This window comes from Methylobacterium crusticola (assembly GCF_003574465.1).
Taxonomy (GTDB): domain Bacteria; phylum Pseudomonadota; class Alphaproteobacteria; order Rhizobiales; family Beijerinckiaceae; genus Methylobacterium; species Methylobacterium crusticola.
Genome location: NZ_QOWC01000099.1, coordinates 12611 through 31146, shown reverse-complemented (window position 1 = coordinate 31146; position 18536 = coordinate 12611). Strand labels below are relative to the sequence as shown.

At 72.9% G+C, this 18536-nt stretch carries 20 protein-coding genes and 1 pseudogene; 11 read left to right on the top strand and 10 right to left on the bottom strand.

What is annotated here, in order from left to right; genetic code table 11:
- A pseudogene (locus DT057_RS22155) lies at window positions 1–600 on the bottom strand (efflux RND transporter periplasmic adaptor subunit); the annotation flags it as partial.
- 89 nt (window positions 601–689) lie between these two features.
- Window positions 690–1121, bottom strand: coding sequence for a hypothetical protein (locus DT057_RS22150; RefSeq protein WP_128564272.1), 432 nt, complete (start codon window positions 1119–1121; stop codon window positions 690–692).
- 173 nt (window positions 1122–1294) lie between these two features.
- Here DT057_RS22150 and DT057_RS22145 point away from each other — a divergent pair, with 173 nt between their 5' ends.
- Window positions 1295–3064 (top strand): sensor histidine kinase, encoded by a 1770-nt coding sequence (locus DT057_RS22145; RefSeq protein ID WP_128564271.1) that lies wholly within the window; start codon window positions 1295–1297, stop codon window positions 3062–3064.
- A 2-nt stretch (window positions 3065–3066) separates the two neighbouring features.
- Here the strand turns inward: DT057_RS22145 and DT057_RS22140 are convergent, their stop codons facing one another.
- From DT057_RS22140 to DT057_RS22130, 3 genes are all read right to left on the bottom strand, one after another.
- On the bottom strand, window positions 3067–3432 hold the full coding sequence (locus DT057_RS22140) for a septal ring lytic transglycosylase RlpA family protein (RefSeq protein WP_128564270.1): 366 nt from the start codon (window positions 3430–3432) through the stop codon (window positions 3067–3069).
- A gap of 234 nt (window positions 3433–3666) precedes the next feature.
- Window positions 3667–4299, bottom strand: coding sequence for a response regulator (locus DT057_RS22135; RefSeq protein WP_128564269.1), 633 nt, complete (start codon window positions 4297–4299; stop codon window positions 3667–3669).
- Between the two features lie 58 nt (window positions 4300–4357).
- Window positions 4358–5242 carry a fumarylacetoacetate hydrolase family protein gene (locus tag DT057_RS22130; protein ID WP_128564268.1) on the bottom strand — a complete coding sequence of 295 codons (885 nt, stop codon included), beginning with the start codon at window positions 5240–5242 and terminating at the stop codon, window positions 4358–4360.
- Window positions 5243–5663: 421 nt separating this feature from the next.
- Here DT057_RS22130 and DT057_RS22125 point away from each other — a divergent pair, with 421 nt between their 5' ends.
- Window positions 5664–6953: an OmpP1/FadL family transporter gene (locus DT057_RS22125; RefSeq protein WP_128564267.1), complete on the top strand. Its 1290-nt coding sequence runs from the start codon at window positions 5664–5666 to the stop codon at window positions 6951–6953.
- Between the two features lie 46 nt (window positions 6954–6999).
- Here DT057_RS22125 and phaC read toward each other — a convergent pair whose 3' ends face one another.
- Complete coding sequence (gene phaC, locus DT057_RS22120; protein ID WP_128564266.1) at window positions 7000–8793, bottom strand: class I poly(R)-hydroxyalkanoic acid synthase; 1794 nt, start codon at window positions 8791–8793, stop codon at window positions 7000–7002.
- A 162-nt stretch (window positions 8794–8955) separates the two neighbouring features.
- Between phaC and DT057_RS22115 the strand changes: the two genes are divergently transcribed.
- The 6 genes from DT057_RS22115 (at window position 8956) to DT057_RS22090 (ending at window position 12506) form a co-directional block, all read left to right on the top strand.
- On the top strand, window positions 8956–9333 hold the full coding sequence (locus DT057_RS22115) for a hypothetical protein (RefSeq protein WP_238313874.1): 378 nt from the start codon (window positions 8956–8958) through the stop codon (window positions 9331–9333).
- 128 nt (window positions 9334–9461) lie between these two features.
- A complete protein-coding gene (locus DT057_RS22110; RefSeq protein WP_128564265.1) occupies window positions 9462–10682 on the top strand; it encodes an LL-diaminopimelate aminotransferase in 1221 nt (406 codons plus the stop codon).
- A 209-nt stretch (window positions 10683–10891) separates the two neighbouring features.
- Window positions 10892–11107, top strand: a complete 216-nt coding sequence (locus DT057_RS22105; protein ID WP_128564264.1) for a hypothetical protein — start codon at window positions 10892–10894, stop codon at window positions 11105–11107.
- A gap of 159 nt (window positions 11108–11266) precedes the next feature.
- Window positions 11267–11617, top strand: a complete 351-nt coding sequence (locus tag DT057_RS22100) for a hypothetical protein (protein WP_128564263.1) — start codon at window positions 11267–11269, stop codon at window positions 11615–11617.
- 32 nt (window positions 11618–11649) lie between these two features.
- The gene (locus DT057_RS22095) at window positions 11650–12045 is read left to right on the top strand and encodes a hypothetical protein (protein WP_238313875.1); all 396 of its coding nucleotides are present in this window, start codon (window positions 11650–11652) and stop codon (window positions 12043–12045) included.
- A gap of 32 nt (window positions 12046–12077) precedes the next feature.
- Complete coding sequence (locus DT057_RS22090) at window positions 12078–12506, top strand: hypothetical protein (protein WP_128564262.1); 429 nt, start codon at window positions 12078–12080, stop codon at window positions 12504–12506.
- A gap of 226 nt (window positions 12507–12732) precedes the next feature.
- On the opposite strand, the gene DT057_RS22085 is transcribed toward DT057_RS22090, so the two are convergent.
- Window positions 12733–13836: a 5-methyltetrahydropteroyltriglutamate--homocysteine S-methyltransferase gene (locus tag DT057_RS22085; RefSeq protein WP_128564261.1), complete on the bottom strand. Its 1104-nt coding sequence runs from the start codon at window positions 13834–13836 to the stop codon at window positions 12733–12735.
- An 82-nt stretch (window positions 13837–13918) separates the two neighbouring features.
- Window positions 13919–14704: a GntR family transcriptional regulator gene (locus tag DT057_RS22080; RefSeq protein ID WP_128564260.1), complete on the bottom strand. Its 786-nt coding sequence runs from the start codon at window positions 14702–14704 to the stop codon at window positions 13919–13921.
- A 306-nt stretch (window positions 14705–15010) separates the two neighbouring features.
- Between DT057_RS22080 and DT057_RS22075 the strand changes: the two genes are divergently transcribed.
- Entirely contained in the window at window positions 15011–16162 is a 1152-nt protein-coding gene (locus DT057_RS22075; protein WP_128564259.1) for a sensor histidine kinase, read from the top strand.
- Window positions 16163–16482: 320 nt separating this feature from the next.
- Here the strand turns inward: DT057_RS22075 and DT057_RS22070 are convergent, their stop codons facing one another.
- Together DT057_RS22070 and DT057_RS22065 are read right to left on the bottom strand one after the other, a co-directional pair.
- Window positions 16483–16860, bottom strand: coding sequence for a tautomerase family protein (locus DT057_RS22070; protein ID WP_128564258.1), 378 nt, complete (start codon window positions 16858–16860; stop codon window positions 16483–16485).
- A gap of 70 nt (window positions 16861–16930) precedes the next feature.
- On the bottom strand, window positions 16931–17677 hold the full coding sequence (locus DT057_RS22065; RefSeq protein WP_128564257.1) for a glutathione S-transferase family protein: 747 nt from the start codon (window positions 17675–17677) through the stop codon (window positions 16931–16933).
- Between the two features lie 104 nt (window positions 17678–17781).
- Here DT057_RS22065 and DT057_RS22060 point away from each other — a divergent pair, with 104 nt between their 5' ends.
- The gene (locus DT057_RS22060) at window positions 17782–18345 is read left to right on the top strand and encodes a TetR/AcrR family transcriptional regulator (RefSeq protein WP_128564256.1); all 564 of its coding nucleotides are present in this window, start codon (window positions 17782–17784) and stop codon (window positions 18343–18345) included.
- A 37-nt stretch (window positions 18346–18382) separates the two neighbouring features.
- Window positions 18383–18505, top strand: coding sequence for a nuclear transport factor 2 family protein (locus tag DT057_RS22055; RefSeq protein ID WP_162501469.1), 123 nt, complete (start codon window positions 18383–18385; stop codon window positions 18503–18505).
- Window positions 18506–18536 lie beyond the last annotated feature (31 nt).

Here is an 18536-nt window from a genome sequence, read left to right as displayed (position 1 = left end):
CGGGCCGGCGAGGCCGAGGACGAAGCCGCCCGCGGCCGCCGCGGCGGGCACCGGGTCGGCGCGCGCGAGGCGCTCGAGGAGGGCGCGCAGGCGGGACCCGGCCGGGGCCGCCTCCGGGGCCGGCGCCGGCACGTCGATGTCGACCGGCAGCACCGCGACGACGCCCTCCGCCGTCACGGTGACGAGGAGGTCGTGGTGGCCGGGGGCGGCGAGCCAGGGCGCCGCGAGGACGTAGCTGCCCTCCTGGGTCGCGACGGCCGGCCGGGGGCCGTCGGGCGTCTCGACCTCGACGGTGGCGCCGACGAGGGGCGCGTTGGTGCGGGCATCGTCGAGGTGGAGCGTGAGGGCGCCGTCGCGGGCGACCGCCACGAGTTCGACGGCCTCCGAGGCGGCCTCGCCGCGCGGGGCCGCGGCGGCCGGGGCGGAGAGGTCGTCCCGGGCGCCGTGATCGTGGCCCTCGTGGGCGAGCGCGGCGCCCGCCGAGAGGGCGAGCGCGGCGCCCGCCCAGAGTGTGAGCGCGGCGCCCGCCCAGAGGGCGAGGGCGAGGGCGAGGGCGAGCGCGGCGGCGCGGAGCAGCGCCGCGGCTGGTCGGATCGGCATGGAGGGGACGTCCTATCGCGCACGGGCAGGAGGGCGCCGGTCCGGGAGCGGACGGGCGCGCGTCGCGGCGCCGGGCGCCGCGCAGGCCGTTACGCGAAGGGTCTGGGCGGTTCCGTCAGGGCTTCGGGCGCGATGCCGGGGCGCCCCAGGGTCGCGGCCGGCACGATCGCGAGGCGGCGCGGCACCGGGAGGAGGAGGGCGCCGGACGCGGGCGGGAGCCCGGTCGCGCAGCAGACGGCACCGCCGCAGCAGAGGCCGCGGCAGGGGCCCGCGGCCGGGCGCTCGGGCGAGGCGGCCGGCTCGACGCGCGCCTCGAGGATCACGGCCTTGCCGGGCGTGCCGGCCTGCGCCGCGAGGGAGTGCGGCGCGGGGACGTGCGCGAGGGAGGCGTGGCCGTGGAGGGCGTGGGCGTGGAGGGCGTGGGCGCCCGCGTGAGCCAGGACGGCGGACGGCGCCAGCACGGCGGCGATCATCACGATCACCACCGCCAAGAGGCGCGCGCAGGGCCGGTCGACGCTCATGGGTCAAGCTCTACACCACTCCCTCCCGCGCGGGAATACCCGGGCGCCCGGCCGCGGGCGCGGCCGCCCGCGGCCGGGCCGGGAGCGTCGTCCGCCGCGAGGCATTCGGTTGTGGGCGAGAGACTTTCCCTCTACACTTGCGGACGAGGCTCGGAGCGCGAGAGCAGCACGGGGTGACGGACGAAATTCCTTCCCGCGCGGAGCTCGAGGCGGAGAACCGCCGCCTGCGGGCCCTCCTGGAGCAGGCCGGCATCGGGGCGGAGCATCGGGCGGCCCGCGCGCCTGCCGGAGTCGCCGCGAACCCGGAGGCCGGCCGGGGCCGGGAGGGCCTGCTCCCGCCCGGGAGCGGGCCGGCGCCGGGCGCGGACGGCGTCGCGGGATCGCGGGAGGCGGCCGCCCTGGAGGCCGGCCGGGCCGCCCTGCGGGCGAGCGAGGCGGCGCTGGCGGCGAGCCGGGCGTCGCTTGCCGCGAGCGAGGAGCGGCTCGCCCTGGTCTTCGCGGCCTCGAACACGCTGGGCTGGTGGGACTGGGACATCCAGGCCGACAGGGTCTACGCCAACGACACCTTCATCCACCTCTACGGGCTCGATCCGTCCGCGGCCCGGCACGGCGGCCTGCCGGTCGCCCGCTTCGTCGAGGGCATCCACCCGGAGGACCGGGAGCGGGTCGGGGCGCGGATCGCCGAGGTGGTGGCGACGGCGGGCGAGTTCGCCGAGGAGTACCGCCTCCTGCACCGGGACGGCGGGACGACCTGGGTGCATGCCCGCGGGCGCAGCTCCCACGACGCGGCGGGGCTGCCCCTGCGCTTCCCCGGCATCTCCCTCGACATCACCGCCCGCAAGCGGGAGGAGGCGCTCCAGGCCGCCCAGCTCGCCCTCGGCGACCGCCTGCGCGACCTGACCGACGCCGCCGAGATGGCCTTCGCGACCGCCGAGACCCTCGGCCGGACCCTCGGCATCGATCGGGCCGGGTACGTCACCGTCGACCCCCTGCGGGAGACAGCCCACGTCGCCCGGGACTGGAGCGCTCCCGGGCTCGCGAGCCTGGCGGGGGCCTGCCCGCTCCTCGGCGACGGCGCGGTCGTCGCCGCGCTCAAGCGCGGCGAGACCGTCGTGGTGCCGGGCGTGGATCCGGGCCCGCGGGCGGCCGGGCGGCTCGACGCCCTCGGCATCCGGACCCTCCTCGCCCTGCCGCTGATCGAGCGGGGCCGCCTCGTGGCGTTCCTGTTCGCGGCCCACGGCCGCGACCGCGCGTGGTCGCGCGCGGAGGTGGCCTTCGTGCGGGACGCCGCGGCCCGCACCCGGACCGCCGTCGCGCGCCAGCGGGCGGAGGAGCGGCAGTCCCTGCTCAATCACGAGCTGAGCCACCGCCTCAAGAACACCCTCGCGGTGGTGCAGGCGATCGCCGCCCAGACCCTGCGCAACGCCCCGAGCCTCGAGGCGGCGCGGGATTCCCTCGCCACCCGGCTGATCGCCCTCGGCAAGGCCCACGACATCCTCCTCGCCGCCGGGATCCGCAGCGCGGGCGTCGCCGCCCTGGCGGCGGGCGCCCTCGCGCTCCACGACGACCGGCAGGCGCGGATCGCCCTCGCGGGGCCCGACCTGCAGATCGGGCCCGCGGCGGCCCTCTCCCTCGCCCTGATGCTGCACGAGCTCGCGACGAACGCCGTCAAGTACGGGGCGCTCTCGGTGCCGGAGGGGCGCGTGTCGGTGCGCTGGGCCATCGAGGGCGAGGCCGCGGCGGCCCGGTTCACGCTGACCTGGCGCGAGGCGGGCGGGCCGGCGGTGACGCCCCCGCTCCGCAGGGGGTTCGGCTCGCGCCTGATCGAGCGCGGGCTCGCCGGGGCGGTGAGCGGCACCGTCACCCTGGCGTTCGAGCCCGCCGGCGTGGTCTGCACCCTGGCCGCACCCCTGGCGGACATGCAGGGCGAGCCCGGCGCCTGAGCTCAGAGCCGGCTGAGGCGCACCCGCGCCACGCCGCCCAGGCCGATGGCGCGGGCGGAGGCCTGGGACAGGTCGATCACGCGCCCGCCGACGAAGGGACCCCGGTCGTTGATGCGCACCACCACGGAGCGGCCGTTCGTCGTGTTGGTGACCCGGACCCGGGTGCCGAAGGGCAGCCGGCGGTGGGCGGCCGTGAAGGAGTGGGTGTTGAAGCGTTCGCCGTTGGCGGTGCGCCGGCCCTGGAACCCGGGGCCGTACCAGGAGGCGGCACCGGACTGGGCTTCGGCGGGCGTGCTGGCTTGCAGGGCGGACGCGACAGAACCGAGCGCCGCGAGACCAATGATCGCCAGCTTTGCCTTCGAAACCATGTCGCATTCCCGTTCGGTTGTTTTGACGGGCGGCAACATGGAGCCGAACAAGGCGACATTATGGTGCAGTGCAACAACGATTTTTTTACTGTACATTCTTCCGTTTTTACATGGATCGTCTTCTGATCGTCCTGCCTATTCTGATTTCCCATGACGGGCCCGGAGGCGCCGGCGCCTCCGTGGCGGCAACGTCAGCGTCAGGGTTCGGCCGGGCGGGGCGCGCGGCGGCGGATCTCAGGGGGCCCGGCCGGCCTCCCGGACGGCGATGCGGATGAGGTCCGCGAGGGTGCGGGCGCCGAGCTTGCGGCGCATCTGCGTGCAGGTGTTGGCGACGGTCTTGTAGCTCAACCCCAGCGCGTCCGCGATGGCGCCGTGCGAGCGCCCGGACCCGAGGAGCCCCAGGATCTGCCGCTCCCGGGGGGTGAGGGCCTGGCCCGGGGCGGGGCGCGGGTCGGCCCGCAGGAGCGCGACCTCGGCGGCGAGGGCCGGGTCGATGTAGGGCTCGCCGACGCGGACCCGCTCGAAGGCGCGGTGGAGCTCCGCCGACGCGGTGTCCTTGAGCACGTAGCCGGTGGCGCCGCCCTCGAGGGCCCGCGCCACGATCACCGGGTCGTCGTGCATGCTGAAGACCAGGATGCGGGTCGCCGGCGCCACCGCCCGGATGCGCCGGATCAGGGCGAGCCCGCTCAGGGCGGCGCCCTGGAAGGTCAGGTCCGCCACCACGACGTCGGGGCGGTGGCGGTGGAAGCGGCGGTAGCCCGAGACGATGTCGGTGGCCTCGTGCACGGTCTCGACGCCGGCATCCTCCAGCACGCGGCGGCAGCCCTGAAGCACGATCGGGTGGTCGTCGACGATCAGGACGCTCATGGTCGGGCTCCGGCCCCGCGGCGGCGCGCGGGGCCGCGCCGCCACGAGGTGAGGTCATTCAGTTCGTGGGCTGGCCGGCCGCGGCCTTGGCGGTCCAGTCGTCGAAGGCGACCACCGTCTGGCGCTGCTCGCCCAGGCCCTCGATCCCGAGCGTGATCACCTCGCCGGACTTGAGGAAGCGCGGCGGCTTCATGCCGAGGCCGACGCCCGGCGGCGTGCCCGTGGTGATGACGTCGCCGGGCTCCAGCAGCATGAAGTGCGAGAGGTAGGAGACGATCTGGCGGCAATCGAAGATCATCGTCTTCGTCGAGCCGGTCTGCATGCGCACGCCGTCGACGTCGAGCCACATCGCCAGGTTCTGCACGTCCGGGACCTCGTCGGGCGTGACCAGCCACGGCCCGAGGGGGCCGAAGGTCGGGCAGCCCTTGCCCTTGGTCCAGGTGCCGCCGCGCTCGATCTGGAATTCGCGCTCCGAGACGTCGTTGCAGACGCAGAAGCCCGCGACGTAGTCCATCGCCTCGTTGGCGTGGACGTACGAGGCGCGCTTGCCGACGACGATGGCGAGCTCGACCTCCCAGTCGGTCTTGACCGAGGCCTTCGGGATGATCACGTCGTCGTTCGGCCCGACGATGCAGGACGGGGCCTTGTTGAAGATGATCGGCTCGGCCGGGATCGGCGAGCCGGTCTCGGCGGCATGGTCGGCGTAGTTGAGGCCGATCGCGATGAAGTTGCGCACGTGGCCGACGCAGGGGCCGAGCCGCGTGCCGGCCGGCACCGCCGGCAGGGTGGCGGGATCGATCCGGCGCAGGTTGCCGAGGGTGTCGGCGGCGAGGTACGGCCCGGCAATGTCGCGGATCACGCCCGACAGGTCGCGGATCGTGCCGCCCTGGTCGACGAGCCCCGGCTTCTCCTCGCCGCTCTCTCCCCAGCGCACCAGCTTCATGATCGTCCTCCCGACATTCCAGGCTCGCGCGGGTCTTCGCGCCGTCGCGGGGCGCGTGCGCCCGGGGGGACATTGGCGATCGATCCCGCCCGCCGCAAGCGGGCCGGCCGCGCGGGGCGCCCCGCGCCCGCCGCATTTCGTGGCAAAATCGCCACATTTGCGACAAAACGGTGCCGCCGGCCCACCGGGCGGGTCCAACATTCGACAGTGAAGCCCGAGGCTCACGACCGGCGCCGACTTGCCGCACGGTGAGATGAGGCCAGTAACCCTCGATCCTGACCTGCCCTTTGACGGACGCTCCGCACGGGCCGGGGCGGCGCCCGCGGGATTGCCGGGGCCCCGCAACCTACGGCAGAATCCGCGACAAGCCGCGGGGCGGGACGTCCCACGCGGCGCTGCTTGTGGGTTTCGAGGAATCGCCATGATGACAAGGTCCAGGGCCGCCCTGCTGGCGGGCGTCTCGGCCGCGCTGCTCGCCGGCGCCACCGGGGGCGCGCGAGCCGGCGCGTTCGGCTTGCGGGAGCAGAGCGCGCAGGCGATGGGCCTCGCCTTCGCGGGCGCCGCGGCGGGCTCCGGCGGGCTGTCGTCGATGTTCTGGAACCCGGCGGTCGTCACGATGAAGCCGGGCTGGAACTCGGACTTCAACGCCACGCTGGTCGTGCCGCAGGCCACCCTGAACACCCAGGCCGGCACCTTCCCGCCGCTGATCGGGCTCGGGCGCTCGGGCGACATCGGGCAGGCGGCGGTGCTGCCGGCGACCTACACCAACTACCAGTTGAGCGACCGCCTGTTCATCGGCCTCTCGGGCGCGGCGCCGTTCGGGCTGATCACCAAGCCGAACCCGGTCTGGGCGGGCCAGACCTACAGCCGCTCGTCCAAGATCTTCAGCCTGAACTTCAACCCGGTGATCGGCTACAAGGTCAACGACTGGCTGTCGGTGGCGGCCGGGCCGGTGCTGGAATACTTCAAGCTGACGCTGCGGCAGGCCACCGGCATCTCGCCGCTCGCCCCGACGGCGTTCCTGAAGGGCGACGACTGGGCCTGGGGCTACACGGCGGGCGTGCTGGTCCAGGCCTCGGCCACGACGACGATCGGCATCGGCTACCGCTCCTCGATCAACCACGAGATCGAGGGCTCGGCCTTCGGCGTCGGCCAGGTGCGCTCGAACCTGAACACGCCCGAGAAGGTCTCGGTCGGCCTGACCCAGGCCTTCTCGCCCGTGTTCCGGATGAGCTTCGGCTTCGAGTGGGACAACTGGTCGAGGCTCGGCACCAACGCCATCGTCTCGAAGACGCTCGGCCTGCCCGTGACCGCGCTGCCCCTGAACTACAACGACGGGTTCTACTACTCCGTCGGCGCCGAGTACGACTTCACCCCGCAATGGACCGGCCGAGTCGGCTTCGCCTACGAGCAGTCGCCCATCGACAACACCAACCGGTCGACCCGGCTGCCGGACGGCGACCGCTACTTCGCCTCGGTCGGCGCGAGCTACCGCTACAGCGAGAAGATCCAGTTCGACCTCTCCTACCAGCACCTGTTCGCGGCGGGCCGCAACCGGGTCTCGCTGGTGCCGGGCGAGCCGCTCTACGTCGCGCCGCTCTCCTACCTCGCCACCACGGATGCCAGCGCCGACATCGTCTCGGTCGGCCTGAAGTACCGCTGGGACACGCCGCCGGCTCCCGCGCCGGCGCCGCTGGTGCGCAAGTACTGAGGCGGGTCGGGAGCGGGCCCCGGGGCGACCCGGGGCCCGCCTCGCGTCAGGCCTTCTCCCGCACGTACGTGCCGGGCGCGGGGGCGAGCGAGGGCAGCCTGCCGCCCCCGGGCTCGCGGGCCGGCACGCGCTCGGGCGCCTGGGCCTCGAGCCACGAGAACCAGTAGGGCCACCACGAGCCGGGGTGCTCGGTCGCCTCCCTGATCCAGTCGCCGAGGTCCCCGTGGGCCGGCCCGCCGGTCCAGTACTGGTACTTCGGCTTGGCCGGCGGGTTCACGACGCCGGCGATGTGGCCGGAGCCCGCCAGCACGTAGTCGACCGGCCCGCCGAACGCGCGGCAGCCCTCGAACACCGACAGGGCCGGGGCGATGTGGTCCTCCCGCGTCGCGAGGTTGAAGACCGGGACCGTCACCCGCGAGAGGTCGAGGCGCACGGAGCCGAGCTGCATCTCGCCCCGGGAGAGCTTGTTGTCGAGGTAGCAGTTGCGCAGGTAGAACGAGTGGTTGGCCGCCGGCATCCGGGTGGCGTCGGAATTCCAGTACAGGAGGTCGAACGGCAGCGGCGCCTTGCCCTTCAGGTAGTTGTTGACGACGTAGGGCCAGATCAGGTCGTTGGGGCGCAGCATGTTGAAGGCGTTGGCCATCTTGGAGCCGTCGAGGTAGCCGCGCTCCTTCATGCTGGCTTCGACGGAGCGGATCTGCGCCTCGTCGACGAAGACCTTGAGGTCGCCGGCATGGGTGAAGTCGACCTGCGTCGTCAGGAAGGTGGCGCTCTCGATCCGGTCGTCGCCCGTGGCCGCCATGTAGGCGAGCGTCACGGCGAGCAGCGTGCCGCCGACGCAGTAGCCCGCCGCCGCGACGGAGCGCTCGCCGGTCGCCTCGTTGACGGCGTCGAGGGCGGCGAAGATGCCCTCCCGCATGTAGCTCTCGAAGTCCTTCTCGGCGTGGCGGGCGTCCGGGTTGACCCAGGAGATCACGAAGACGGTGAGCCCCTGCGCCACCGCCCAGCCGATCAGGCTCTTCTCCTTGTTGAGGTCGAGGATGTAGAACTTGTTGATCCAGGGCGGCACGATCAGGAGCGGCCGCTTGAGCACCGTCTCGGTCCGGGGAGCGTACTGGATCAGCTCGATCAGGTCGTTGCGGTAGACGACCTCCCCGGGGGTGTTGGCCATGTTGACGCCGACCTCGAACCGGGCCGGATCGGTCTGGCGCAGGCGCAGCTCGCCCCGGCCGGCCTCGACGTCCTCGGCGAGCATCTTCATGCCGCGCACGAGGTTGGCGCCGTTCTCCCGCAGGGTCTCGCGGATCAGCTCGGGGTTCGTCATCAGGAAGTTCGAGGGCGCGAGCGCCCCCGAGAGCTGCCTGACGTAGAAGTGCGCCTTGGCCCGGGTGTGGTCGTCGAGCCCCACGGCCTCGTCGACCAGGATCTCGGCCCAGCGGGTGGTGATCAGGTAGCCCTGCTTGATGAAGTCGAACATCGGGTTCGACGACCATTCGGGGGCCGCGAAGCGCTTGTCCTTCGGGTCGGGCAGGGCGACCGGGGTCACCGCCTCGCCCTGCATGCGCTGCAGCGTCGAGCCCCACAGGGCCAGGAACTGGCCGCCGATCAGCGCCTGGGCCTCCACGGCCTTGTGGGGATCGACGAACCACCGCTCCGCCACCGTGCCGAGGGTGCGGACCATCTCGCTGACCGATGCCGCGAGCGCGGTGTTGGGCTTGCCGTCCTCGAGCGGCTTGGCGTAGGCGACGACGGCCCGGCCGAACTCCTCCGCGATCAACCCCGCGTTGCGGGACAAGGCCTCAACATCCGCGACCGGCGCCGCATTCCTCTCGGTCGTCACGCGTCCCTACCTCCCAGGTTCTCGGCCGCCCGCCCGCACGGGCCGCCTTTCCGACAAAATAACGTCCCAGAAGCCGTTTCCGCCAGACGACCGCCACGGGTTTTCTTCGTTCCCATGTCCGTGCCCTCCCGCATGTCCGTACCCCGCATGTCACTACCTCGCATGTCCGCGCCCGCCTCCGCGCCCCGTCGTCCCCTGCACCGGTCTCTCCCGCTGGCCGCGGGCCTCGCCGCCCTCGCCCTCGGCGGCTGCGTCCTCGACGGCAGCGCGGTCCGGGACGCCGCGAAATCCGCCGGCCTCGGCCCCAAGGAGGTGGCGGCCCCGGACTTCGTGGCCCAGTCGCGGCGCGAGGGCCCCGGCTTCCTGCCGGTCGGCGTCTCGGCCCCGCCACGCGAGATCCGCGCCAAGTCGGCCGCCGGCGTGAAGGACCTCGAGGCCGACCTCGACGCCAGCCGCCAGCGCAACGAGGCGAAGGGGCGCGAGGCCGCCCGGGTCGGCTCCGCCGCCAAGCCGCCGGCGAAGGCCCCGCCCGCCGAGTGACCCGAGCGGCCCGGGCCGAACCGCCGCCGGCCCCGCGGGCGAAGCTTCCGCTCGCCCGCAAACATCTCTAGACAGCGTGTGTGACACGCGCGTCGCCGAGGCACGCGGCGCCGACCAGGATCCGGCCGATGACCGACTTCCACCGCATCAAGCGACTGCCGCCCTACGTCTTCGAGCATGTCAACCGGATCAAGGCCGCCGCCCGCGCCCACGGCGCCGACATTATCGACCTCGGCATGGGCAACCCGGACCTCGACGCGCCGAGGCACGTGATCGAGAAGCTCGTCGAGACCGCCGGCAAGCCGCGCACCGACCGCTACTCCGCCTCGAAGGGCATCGCGGGCCTGCGCCGGGCCCAGGCCGCCTACTACCAGCGCCGCTTCGGCGTCGCGCTCAACCCCGACACCCAGGTCGTGGCGACGCTCGGCTCCAAGGAGGGCTTCGCCAACATGGCGCAGGCGATCACCGCGCCGGGCGACGTGGTGCTGGTGCCCAACCCGAGCTACCCGATCCACGCCTTCGGCTTCCTGATGGCCGGCGGCGTCATCCGCTCCGTCCCGGCCGAGCCGACCCCCGCCTTCTTCCCGGCGGCCGAGCGGGCGATGCAGCACTCGATCCCCAAGCCCGTGGCGATGGTGGTCTGCTACCCCTCGAACCCGACGGCCTACGTGGCCTCCCTCGACTTCTACCGCGACCTCGTCGCCTTCGCCAAGAAGCACGACCTGATCCTGCTCTCGGACCTCGCCTACGCGGAGGTCTACTTCGACGACGCGACGCCGCCGCCCTCGGTGCTGCAGGTCCCGGGCGCCATGGACGTCACGGTCGAGTTCACCTCCCTGTCGAAGACCTTCTCGATGGCCGGCTGGCGCATGGGCTTCGCGGTGGGCAACGAGCGCCTGCTCGCCGCCCTGACCCGGGTGAAGTCCTACCTCGATTACGGCGCCTTCACGCCGATCCAGGTCGCCGCCACCGCGGCGCTGAACGGGCCCGAGGCCTGCATCCACGAGATGCGCGCCACCTACCGGCGCCGGCGCGACGCCCTGGTGGACGCCTTCCAGAAGACCGGCTGGACGATCCCCGTCCCGTCCGCGTCGATGTTCGCCTGGGTGCCGATCCCGGAGAAGTTCCGCGGCCTCGGCAGCCTCGAGTTCTCGAAGCTCCTCGTCGAGAAGGCGGACGTCGCGGTGGCGCCCGGCATCGGCTTCGGCGAGCACGGCGACGACTACGTGCGCATCGCCCTCGTCGAGAACGAGCAGCGCATCCGCCAGGCCGCCCGCAACATCCGCCGCTTCTTCGACGGCGCCGACCGCACGCTGCACAACGTCGTGCCGATGCAGAAGGCGGGCTAGAGCCGCGCCGGTTCCGGTCGCTGCGGCCACGGCTCCGGCCAGTACGGCCGGGCACCCGGCCCTGCCGGGCACCCGGCCCTTGTGGCCGGGCGGTGACACGGTGGCCAAAAAGGTGGGGGCCGGGTCGGGCCGGGGGAGGGCCGCGGGTTGATCCGGGTGCGGGCCGGCCTCAGGGTGCGCTCACGCTGATGCTCCACCCTGGATACCCAATGCGTCGCTCGCTGAAGCTCGTCGTTCTCGCCGCGGCGGCCCTCGTCCCGGCCGCCTGCGCGCCGAACCCGATCGTCGCCCGCGACCCCGTGCCGGCCCCGGGCCCCGACGCGGCCTACCGCTGCAGCTCGACCCCGGTCCTGCTCAACGGCTACTGGGCCAATTGCCGCCCGGCCCCGCGCGAGACCGAGGTGGTGGTGCGCACCAAGGGCTGAGAGCGGCGCGCCGCCCTGGTTGCGCGCCCGGCCGCGAGGACGCGGCGGGGGACCGGGGCGGATATGCCCCCGCGTCCCGGGGTCGCCCGATCGGGGGAGGCGCCGCGGCCCGCCGGGCGCGACGATGGCGGCTCCGCAGCGAGCCAGCCGGCGAGGGCGATGCGCCACTCAGACGACCGACCAGGCCGGCGCGCGCCGGCCTGCCGCATGGCGGCAATCCTGATCGCGTCGGCGGCCGCGACCCTCACTTTGCTGAGCTCGTCGGTCTCGGAGATCGGGCACGGCGCCGTCCACGAGGAGGCCTGCGCGGCGGTGCTGCGCGACCTCGTCCTGCGCGAGACCTACGCCCGGGTCGATCCGCTCCTCATCGAGGACGCGACCGGGGACGTGGAGCGCCTCCAGGCGGAGTGGCAGGCGATCCTCCCGGCCTGCCGGACGCCGCCCGGGCGCCGAGGCGCGGTCCGGCCCGTGCCGCCGGGCGGGAACCCGGCGGCGGCGTCCGCGCGTTGATGCTCCGTCCGCCCCGGAGGCTCTTGCGCGTCATGTCCCGCTTCCACCTGCCCCGCCCCGCCGCCGCGGCGGTCCTCGCCGCGGCCTGCGCCGCCGCGACCGGCCTTGCCGGCAGCGCCCTCGCGCAGGACCGCTTCCCCGGGGCCCCGCTCACGGTGCGGGTGCGGCCCGAGCCCGTTCCGATGCCGGACGTCTACGCCCGGGCCGCCGCCCGCGGCCCGGTCGTGCTCGCGTACGCGCCCGGCCCGCTCCCGCCGGGGACAGCCGCCGGCCTCGTGGCGATCCGGGCCGTGCCGGTGGCGTCGGTCACGAACGGCGGCGCCTTCGGCCCGACGGGCTTCGGCTACTACAGCGACGGCGTCAGCGAGGGCCCGCTCAACGGCGGGCGTCGGATCAACACCTACATCCTGGGCAGCCGGGCCTACTGACCCCGCCCCCCGCGCCGAAGAGGTTCCGTCCCATGCGCGTCGTCACAAATTCCCTCGCGGCCGGCCTCCTCGCCGGCCTCCTCGGCCTCGGCGCGGCGCTCCCGGCCGCGGCCCAGAGCGTCGGCTACGTCACCGGCTTCCCCGGCCGGGATCCGGCGGGGGACGAGGAAATCGGCTGGGGCCCGGCCTATCGGCCCGAGACCAGCTTCTCGCAGCCGGGCGTGCCCCCGACCCCCGGGGACTTCGCCGGCGCGGCCTACCGGGCCCGCACGGGCCGCGGACCCTACGACGCCGTGCAGGGCGGGCCGGTGCGGGGCGTCGGCTACGGCGGCGCGGTGCCTGGCCCGCGCTACTACGGCGCCGCCGACGGCGACGTCGCGCCCCGCCGCCGCGCGGCACCGCGGACGCACCGGCCCGTCCATGCGCGGGCCCACCGCTCGGCCCGGCAGGCGACGCGCTAGGAAGCGGCGGCCCGGAGCGCGCCGGCCTCGAGCATCGCGCTCAGCGCGGCAGGCTGCGGAACATGCACAGCCTCCTCCTCGTAGCCGGCCGGGCACGAGGCCACGCCGGCGGCCGCGACCTCGAGGGGCGGTCAGCGCCGCGAGGGCGACGGCGACGATCCGCGGCACGCGCGCCTCGTGCGCACGGCACGCGGGACATGGGCGCGGCGCTCGCCGCGGCCAGGGATCAGGCGCCCCAGACCTCCTCGGCGATCTCGACGATCATCCGAAGCTTCGCCCACTGCTCCGCCTCGGCGAGGGTGTTGCCCTCCTGCGTCGAGGCGAAGCCGCATTGCGGCGACAGGCAGAGCTGGTCGAGGCCGACGTAGCGCGTCGCCTCCTCGATCCGGCGCCGGATCGCGTCCTTGCTCTCCAGGGTGCCGGTCTTCGAGGTGACGAGGCCGAGGACCACGCTCTTGCCCGCCGGCAGGTGGCGCAGGGGCTCGAAGCCGCCGGCCCGGTCGGAATCCCACTCCATGAAGTAGCCGTCCACCGGCATCCGGTTGAACAGCGTCTCGGCCACCGGCTCGTAGCCGCCCGACGCGATGAAGGTCGAGCGGAAGTTGCCGCGGCAGAGATGCATGGTGACGGTGAGGTCGTCGGGCTTGTCCCGGAGCGCCGCCCGCACCATGGCGGCGTAGATCTCGGGCTGCCGCGTCGGGTCGTCGCCGCGGGCGCTCAGCATCGCGCGCTGCTCGGGGTCGCACAGGTAGGCGAACGAGATGTCGTCGAGCTGCAGGTAGCGGCAGCCGGCGTCGTAGAAGGCCCGCACCGCCCGGGCGTAGGCCGCGCCGAGATCCTCGTAGAAGGCGTCCATCTCCGGGTAGAGGCCCATGTTGATCATCTTCCGGCCGCCCCGGTAGTGCAGCATGCTCGGGCCCGGGATGGTCATCTTGGGGACCCGGTCGGTCCGGGCCTTGAGGAACCGGAAGTGGTCCAGCATCGGGTGGCCCGAGAAGCCGATCCGGCCGGTCACCCGCAGGGCCTTGGGGATGCCGACCCCGCCCTTGAAGTTCATGCCCGAATCGGCGTCGACCGCCTGCACGCCGTCGAGGTGCTCGAGGAAGTCGAAGTGCCAGTAGGCGCGGCGGAACTCGCCGTCGGTGACGGCCTTCAGCCCGACCTCCTCCTGGCGCCGGACCACGGCCCGGATCTCCGCATCCTCGACGGCCCGCAGCGCCGCGTCGTCGATCGCGCCGGTGCGGCGCGCCTCGCGGGCCTCCTTCAAGGGCCCGGTGCGCAGGAGGCTGCCGACCATGTCGGCCCGGAACGGGGGCGTGGTGCGCTGCATCGCGGTGGTTCTCCCTGTGCGGTCTCGTCTCGCCCGGCAGGCGGGCGCGGGCGCGTCGGCGTCCCGCGGGAGGGCGGCGCCCTCACCGCGCCGTCCGCCGGCGGATCAGGGCTGCGCCCGGCACCATGTCGAGCAGGGCCTGGCTGGCGAAGGCCCGCTCGAGGTTGCGGTGCGCGAGGCGGGCATGCTCGCGCATGATCGCCTCGGCCCGGGCGCCCTCGCGCCGCGCGATGGCGTCGAGGGCGCAGCGGTGCTGGTCCTGGGCGACCGCCAGGATGTGGCGGGCCTCCGGCGTGCTCTCTTGGAGCAGCACCAGGGCGCTCGGCGACGCGAAGGGCAGGGCGGCAACGCGCTCGAGCTGGCGGGCGAGGGCCTGGCTGCCCGCGAGGTGCAGGAGCAGCCCGTGGAAGCGGGCGTTCAGCGCGCCGTAGCGGGCGATGTCGCCGGCGGCCCGGGTGTCGCGCCGCACCACCGCGTCGAGGGCGTCGAGGCACTCGCCCGCCGCGTCGAGGTCCTGGCGGCCGGCGCCGCGCTCGGCCGCGAGGCGCGCAGCCAGCCCCTCCAGGGTGCCGCGGATCTCGATCGCCTCGAAGACCTCGCGCTCCGTGAAGGCCCGCACCGCGAAGCCGCCGGAGGGCAGGGCCTCGAGCAGCCCCTCCTCCTCGAGCCGCACCAGGGCCATGCGGACGGGCGTGCGCGAGACGCCGATGCGCTCGACCATCTGAAGCTCGGACACGCGCTCGCCGGGCTTCAGCGCGCCCGCGAGGACGAGGTCGCGCAGCGCGAGCTGGGCCCGCACGGTCTGGGAGGCGGCGCGGTCGCCGATCCGCTCGGGCGCGTCGGGCGACGGGGCCTCGCTGGGCGGCACGCGGGACTCTCCGTGGTTCGGCGGTACTGTATACAGCCAAGGGGGCGGGTCAACGGGGATCCAGGGCCCGCCCAGGCCCGGCGCCCGGAACGGCGCCCCTGGCGGGTCGGGCCTCGCCGCGGCCGGGCCGTGCTCCGCTCGCCCTCTTGCATACAGCCTGTGCGCCAGCCGCGGCCCGGCCCGGCGATCCGGAAACCCGCGCGCCCGGCGCCGCGTCGCCGGTCGGCCGCGGCGGCGTCTTGACCCCGCCGGGCAAGACGTGAACCTTCCCGCCGACGGCGCCGCGCGCAGAGGCTGAGGACACGGATGGCGGAGCTGACCCGATCGGACCTCGCGTACCGGCTGCGCCAGCAGAAGATCCTCTCCGATTTCGGCGTCGAGGCCCTCCGGGCCGACGATCTCGGGCGCCTGCTCCAGCGGGCGACGGAGCTGTGCGCCGAGGGGATGTCGGCGCAGTTCTGCAAGGCCCTGGAGTACAAGGCCGGGCACGACGCGCTCCTCGTCATCGCCGGGGTCGGCTGGGGGCCGAACGTGGTCGGGCAGGCCACCGTCGGGGCCGACCTCGCCTCGCCGGCGGGCTACGCCCTCAAGACCGGCCAGCCCGTGATCTCGAACCACCTCGAGGACGAGCGCCGCTTCCGCACGCCCCAGATCATGGCCGAGCACGGGGTGCGGCGGGCGCTCAACGTGCTGATCCGCAATCGCGAGGGCGATTACGGCGTGCTCGAGGTCGACGACACCCGGGAGGGCCAGTTCGACGAGGCCGACATCGCCTTCATGCAGGGCTTCGCCAACCTCCTCGGCGGCGCCATCGAGCGCCGGCGGGCCGAGGCGCGGCTCCAGGCCGCCCTCGACCGCCAGGAGCTCCTCGCCCGCGAGATGAGTCACCGGGTCAAGAACAGCCTCGCCGTCGTGGCGAGCCTGCTCTCGCTCCAGGCCCGGGGCGCCGAGAGCGAGCACGTCCGCCACGCCCTCGCCGACGCGCGCTCCCGCGTCGAGGCGGTGGCGCAGGTCCACGACCAGCTCTGGCGCCAGCCGGACCTCGCGGCCATCGACCTCGCGGCCTTCCTGGAGACCCTGTGCGAGAAGCTGGGCGAGAGCGCGCCCGGCCACGCCATCGCGTGCCGGGCCGCGTCCGTGGTGCTGCCCGCCGACGCCGCGATCCCGCTCGGGCTGTTCGTGAACGAGCTCGTCACCAACGCGATCAAGCACGCCTACCCGCAGGGCGGCGGCCCGGTGCGGGTCGAGGCCGTCGCGACGCCGGGCGGCGGCGTGTGCCTCAGCGTGTCGGACGACGGGGTCGGGCTGCCGCCGGGCTTCGACGCCGGCGGCAGCCGCAAGAGCCTCGGCATGCGGGTCATCCACGGCCTCGCGCGCCAGCTCGGCGGGACGCTGGAGGTCCGCGGCGGGCCGGGCGGCACCCGCTTCGCCCTGACGCTGCCGCCGGGCGGGCCGTAGGGTCGAAACCCGGTCAGCCTGACCCTACGAGGGGCTGCTGGTGGCCCTTCTCAGCCGTATGCCGCTTCTCCTGACTTTCCCAAAAGCAGACATCAAGCAGCATTGCACACGACGGGTAAGGTCTTGCTCGAGAACGCCACGATCACGGGCGCCCCGTGCATTGCTTTGCTGGGTGGGGCCGTATTCGCACATGGCCCCACCGTGATTTCGGCGAAACGCCAGAGCATTTTCCGGCGAAGTGGACACCGGTTCGCCGCAGACAATGCGGCAGACTCAAAAACCTGGAGCAGCGGCCGATGGCAGCGTGATCGGCCGCTGCTCTAGTTCCAAGGTTCGCCGTTGCCGAACGACCAGTCCGACTGATCGACGTAGACCATGTTGATCATGACGTCGTCCGGGCGGACCGAGAGCTTCGCCGCCAATTCGTCGGCGACGAACCGGTAGAAGGCGAGCTTCGCCCCGGTGTTGTTGCCGACGGTGCTGGTCACCTGGATCAGGAGAAAGCCGGGCGAGCGCTGCATGCCGAGGAAGTTCGGGTCGTAGATCAGGTTCTCGGGCGAGTGCTCGTTGACGACGATGAAACGATCCCCGTCAGGGGCCTTCAGGACGTCGACGATGCCTTTGTAGACGATGTCGGCGACAGCCGCACGGTATTCGGAAGTCTTGCCCTCGATGAGATCGATGCGCGCGAAAGGCATGGGTGTCTCCTGTGGTGAGGTTGGTTCGATGATGATCGGGTGATTGTTCGGGCGGCGCCGGGTGTCGGCCTCAGCGCTCGTCGATCTCCGGAACGCCGCTTTGCCGGTCGGTGTAGGCGGCCTGGAAAGTCGGGCGGGCCTGCCAGCGCTGCCAGAACGCATCGATATGCTCGAAGCGCTCGTCGAGCGGGGTGGCGTTCACCGGGAACTTGGAGAAGGCGATCGCGGTCGCCATGGTGATGTCGGAGAAGGTCGGTGCGTCACCGCCGAGGAGCCAGTCGCGACCGTCCGACAGGTGTTGGTTGACGAGGCTCGCGTGGGCCAGCGCCTCCTTGCGGCAATGCTCTCCCCAGGCAGGATTGCTGGTGAGTTCGAGCTTGGGGCCCAGTCCCTGATGGAGGACGTGAAAGGCGGTCACGATCCGGTAGAGGATGTGCACCCAGACGCGGTTGTCCCACATCGCGTCGAGACCCTGCTCCAGCGCGGTCTCGCCCATGACGCGGCGGCCCGGCAGGGACTGGTCGAGGTAGCGCACGATGGCAGCCGTCTCGGAGATGAAGCTGCCGTCGGCGAGTTGCAGGGTGGGTGTCTCGCCCCATGAGTTCATCCTGGAATGCGGCCACTGGCGCTGCTGGCCGCCCGGCGCCATGTCGTAGACCGTCTCTTCGAACCGGTCGGCAACGCCCTTCTCGTGGAGGAAAAGGCGCAGTCGCTGCGGGTTCGGAAAGGCGGACGGCGAGGTGAACAGGCGCAGCTTGCCGTCCGGGCCGGGCTCGGCGTTGCTCTTCGAGACGGCGGAACGAACGTCGTAACTCATGACAATTCCCTACCATGTGGTTGGTAGGACAAGAAGTGGCTCATTGATCGCGCGCCGTCAACCCCCTATCTAGCACTTGGTAGAGATTTTCATGAGGCGCTTCGATGAGTGCGAATGCGAGGGAGGCGATCTTGGCGGCAGGCAGGCGGACCGCGATGGCACGGGGCTACGGCGGTCTGAACTTCCGCGACCTCGCGGCCGAGGTCGGCATCAAGGCACCGAGCCTGTACCACTACTTTCCGACCAAGGCGGAGCTCGGCACCGCGGTGGCGAAGCGGTACTGGGAGGATACGGGCGAAGCGCTCGATGCGATCTCCGCTGCGTCTCCGGACCCGCTCGATGCGCTCCGCCGCTACCCGGAGATCTTCCGGGCGTCGCTCGCGAGCGGCAATCGAATGTGCCTGTCCAGCTTCATGGCCGCTGAGTATGACGAACTGCCGGAGGCGGTGAAAACGGAGGTTCAGGCGTTCGCGGACGTCAACGTCGCTTGGCTGAGCAGGCTGCTCGCGGAGGCGGGTGTGACGGAACCGGACGAGGCGGAGACGCGAGCCCGGTCGATCTACGCTGCGGTGGCCGGCGCGCAGCTATTCGCGCGCGGCCGGGCGGACATCGCCTTGTTCGACGCCATGATCAAGAGCTATCAAAGATCGGGGCTGCTTCCGGGGTAGCATGCGACGATTTCTTTGTTGGGCGAGCATTGAGGACATGGCTCGGATCGAGCGTCACATCATGGGCAGGATGCAGATCGAGAACGGCAGGATCACCGGATGGCGCGACCACTTCGATCTGGTCGGCTTCGCGTGGCAGGTCGCGGCCATCGAGATCTGAAATGACGGGCCGCTACCGTTCGAGGAACCGG

Excerpts from the sequence above, each read along its gene's own strand:
- DT057_RS22100 (WP_128564263.1), top strand. The coding sequence starts at position 11,267 with ATGCGCCACTCAGACGACCGACCAGGCCGGCGCGCGCCGGCCTGCCGC.
- DT057_RS22090 (WP_128564262.1), top strand. The coding sequence starts at position 12,078 with ATGCGCGTCGTCACAAATTCCCTCGCGGCCGGCCTCCTCGCCGGCCTC.
- DT057_RS22070 (WP_128564258.1), bottom strand. The coding sequence starts at position 16,860 with ATGCCTTTCGCGCGCATCGATCTCATCGAGGGCAAGACTTCCGAATAC.
- DT057_RS22060 (WP_128564256.1), top strand. The coding sequence starts at position 17,782 with ATGAGTGCGAATGCGAGGGAGGCGATCTTGGCGGCAGGCAGGCGGACC.
- DT057_RS22105 (WP_128564264.1), top strand. The coding sequence starts at position 10,892 with ATGCGTCGCTCGCTGAAGCTCGTCGTTCTCGCCGCGGCGGCCCTCGTC.
- DT057_RS22095 (WP_238313875.1), top strand. The coding sequence starts at position 11,650 with ATGTCCCGCTTCCACCTGCCCCGCCCCGCCGCCGCGGCGGTCCTCGCC.
- DT057_RS22140 (WP_128564270.1), bottom strand. The coding sequence starts at position 3,432 with ATGGTTTCGAAGGCAAAGCTGGCGATCATTGGTCTCGCGGCGCTCGGT.
- DT057_RS22075 (WP_128564259.1), top strand. The coding sequence starts at position 15,011 with ATGGCGGAGCTGACCCGATCGGACCTCGCGTACCGGCTGCGCCAGCAG.
- DT057_RS22085 (WP_128564261.1), bottom strand. The coding sequence starts at position 13,836 with ATGCAGCGCACCACGCCCCCGTTCCGGGCCGACATGGTCGGCAGCCTC.
- DT057_RS22055 (WP_162501469.1), top strand. The coding sequence starts at position 18,383 with ATGGCTCGGATCGAGCGTCACATCATGGGCAGGATGCAGATCGAGAAC.
- DT057_RS22135 (WP_128564269.1), bottom strand. The coding sequence starts at position 4,299 with ATGAGCGTCCTGATCGTCGACGACCACCCGATCGTGCTTCAGGGCTGC.
- DT057_RS22150 (WP_128564272.1), bottom strand. The coding sequence starts at position 1,121 with ATGAGCGTCGACCGGCCCTGCGCGCGCCTCTTGGCGGTGGTGATCGTG.
- DT057_RS22125 (WP_128564267.1), top strand. The coding sequence starts at position 5,664 with ATGATGACAAGGTCCAGGGCCGCCCTGCTGGCGGGCGTCTCGGCCGCG.
- DT057_RS22065 (WP_128564257.1), bottom strand. The coding sequence starts at position 17,677 with ATGAGTTACGACGTTCGTTCCGCCGTCTCGAAGAGCAACGCCGAGCCC.
- DT057_RS22115 (WP_238313874.1), top strand. The coding sequence starts at position 8,956 with ATGTCCGCGCCCGCCTCCGCGCCCCGTCGTCCCCTGCACCGGTCTCTC.
- DT057_RS22110 (WP_128564265.1), top strand. The coding sequence starts at position 9,462 with ATGACCGACTTCCACCGCATCAAGCGACTGCCGCCCTACGTCTTCGAG.
- DT057_RS22130 (WP_128564268.1), bottom strand. The coding sequence starts at position 5,242 with ATGAAGCTGGTGCGCTGGGGAGAGAGCGGCGAGGAGAAGCCGGGGCTC.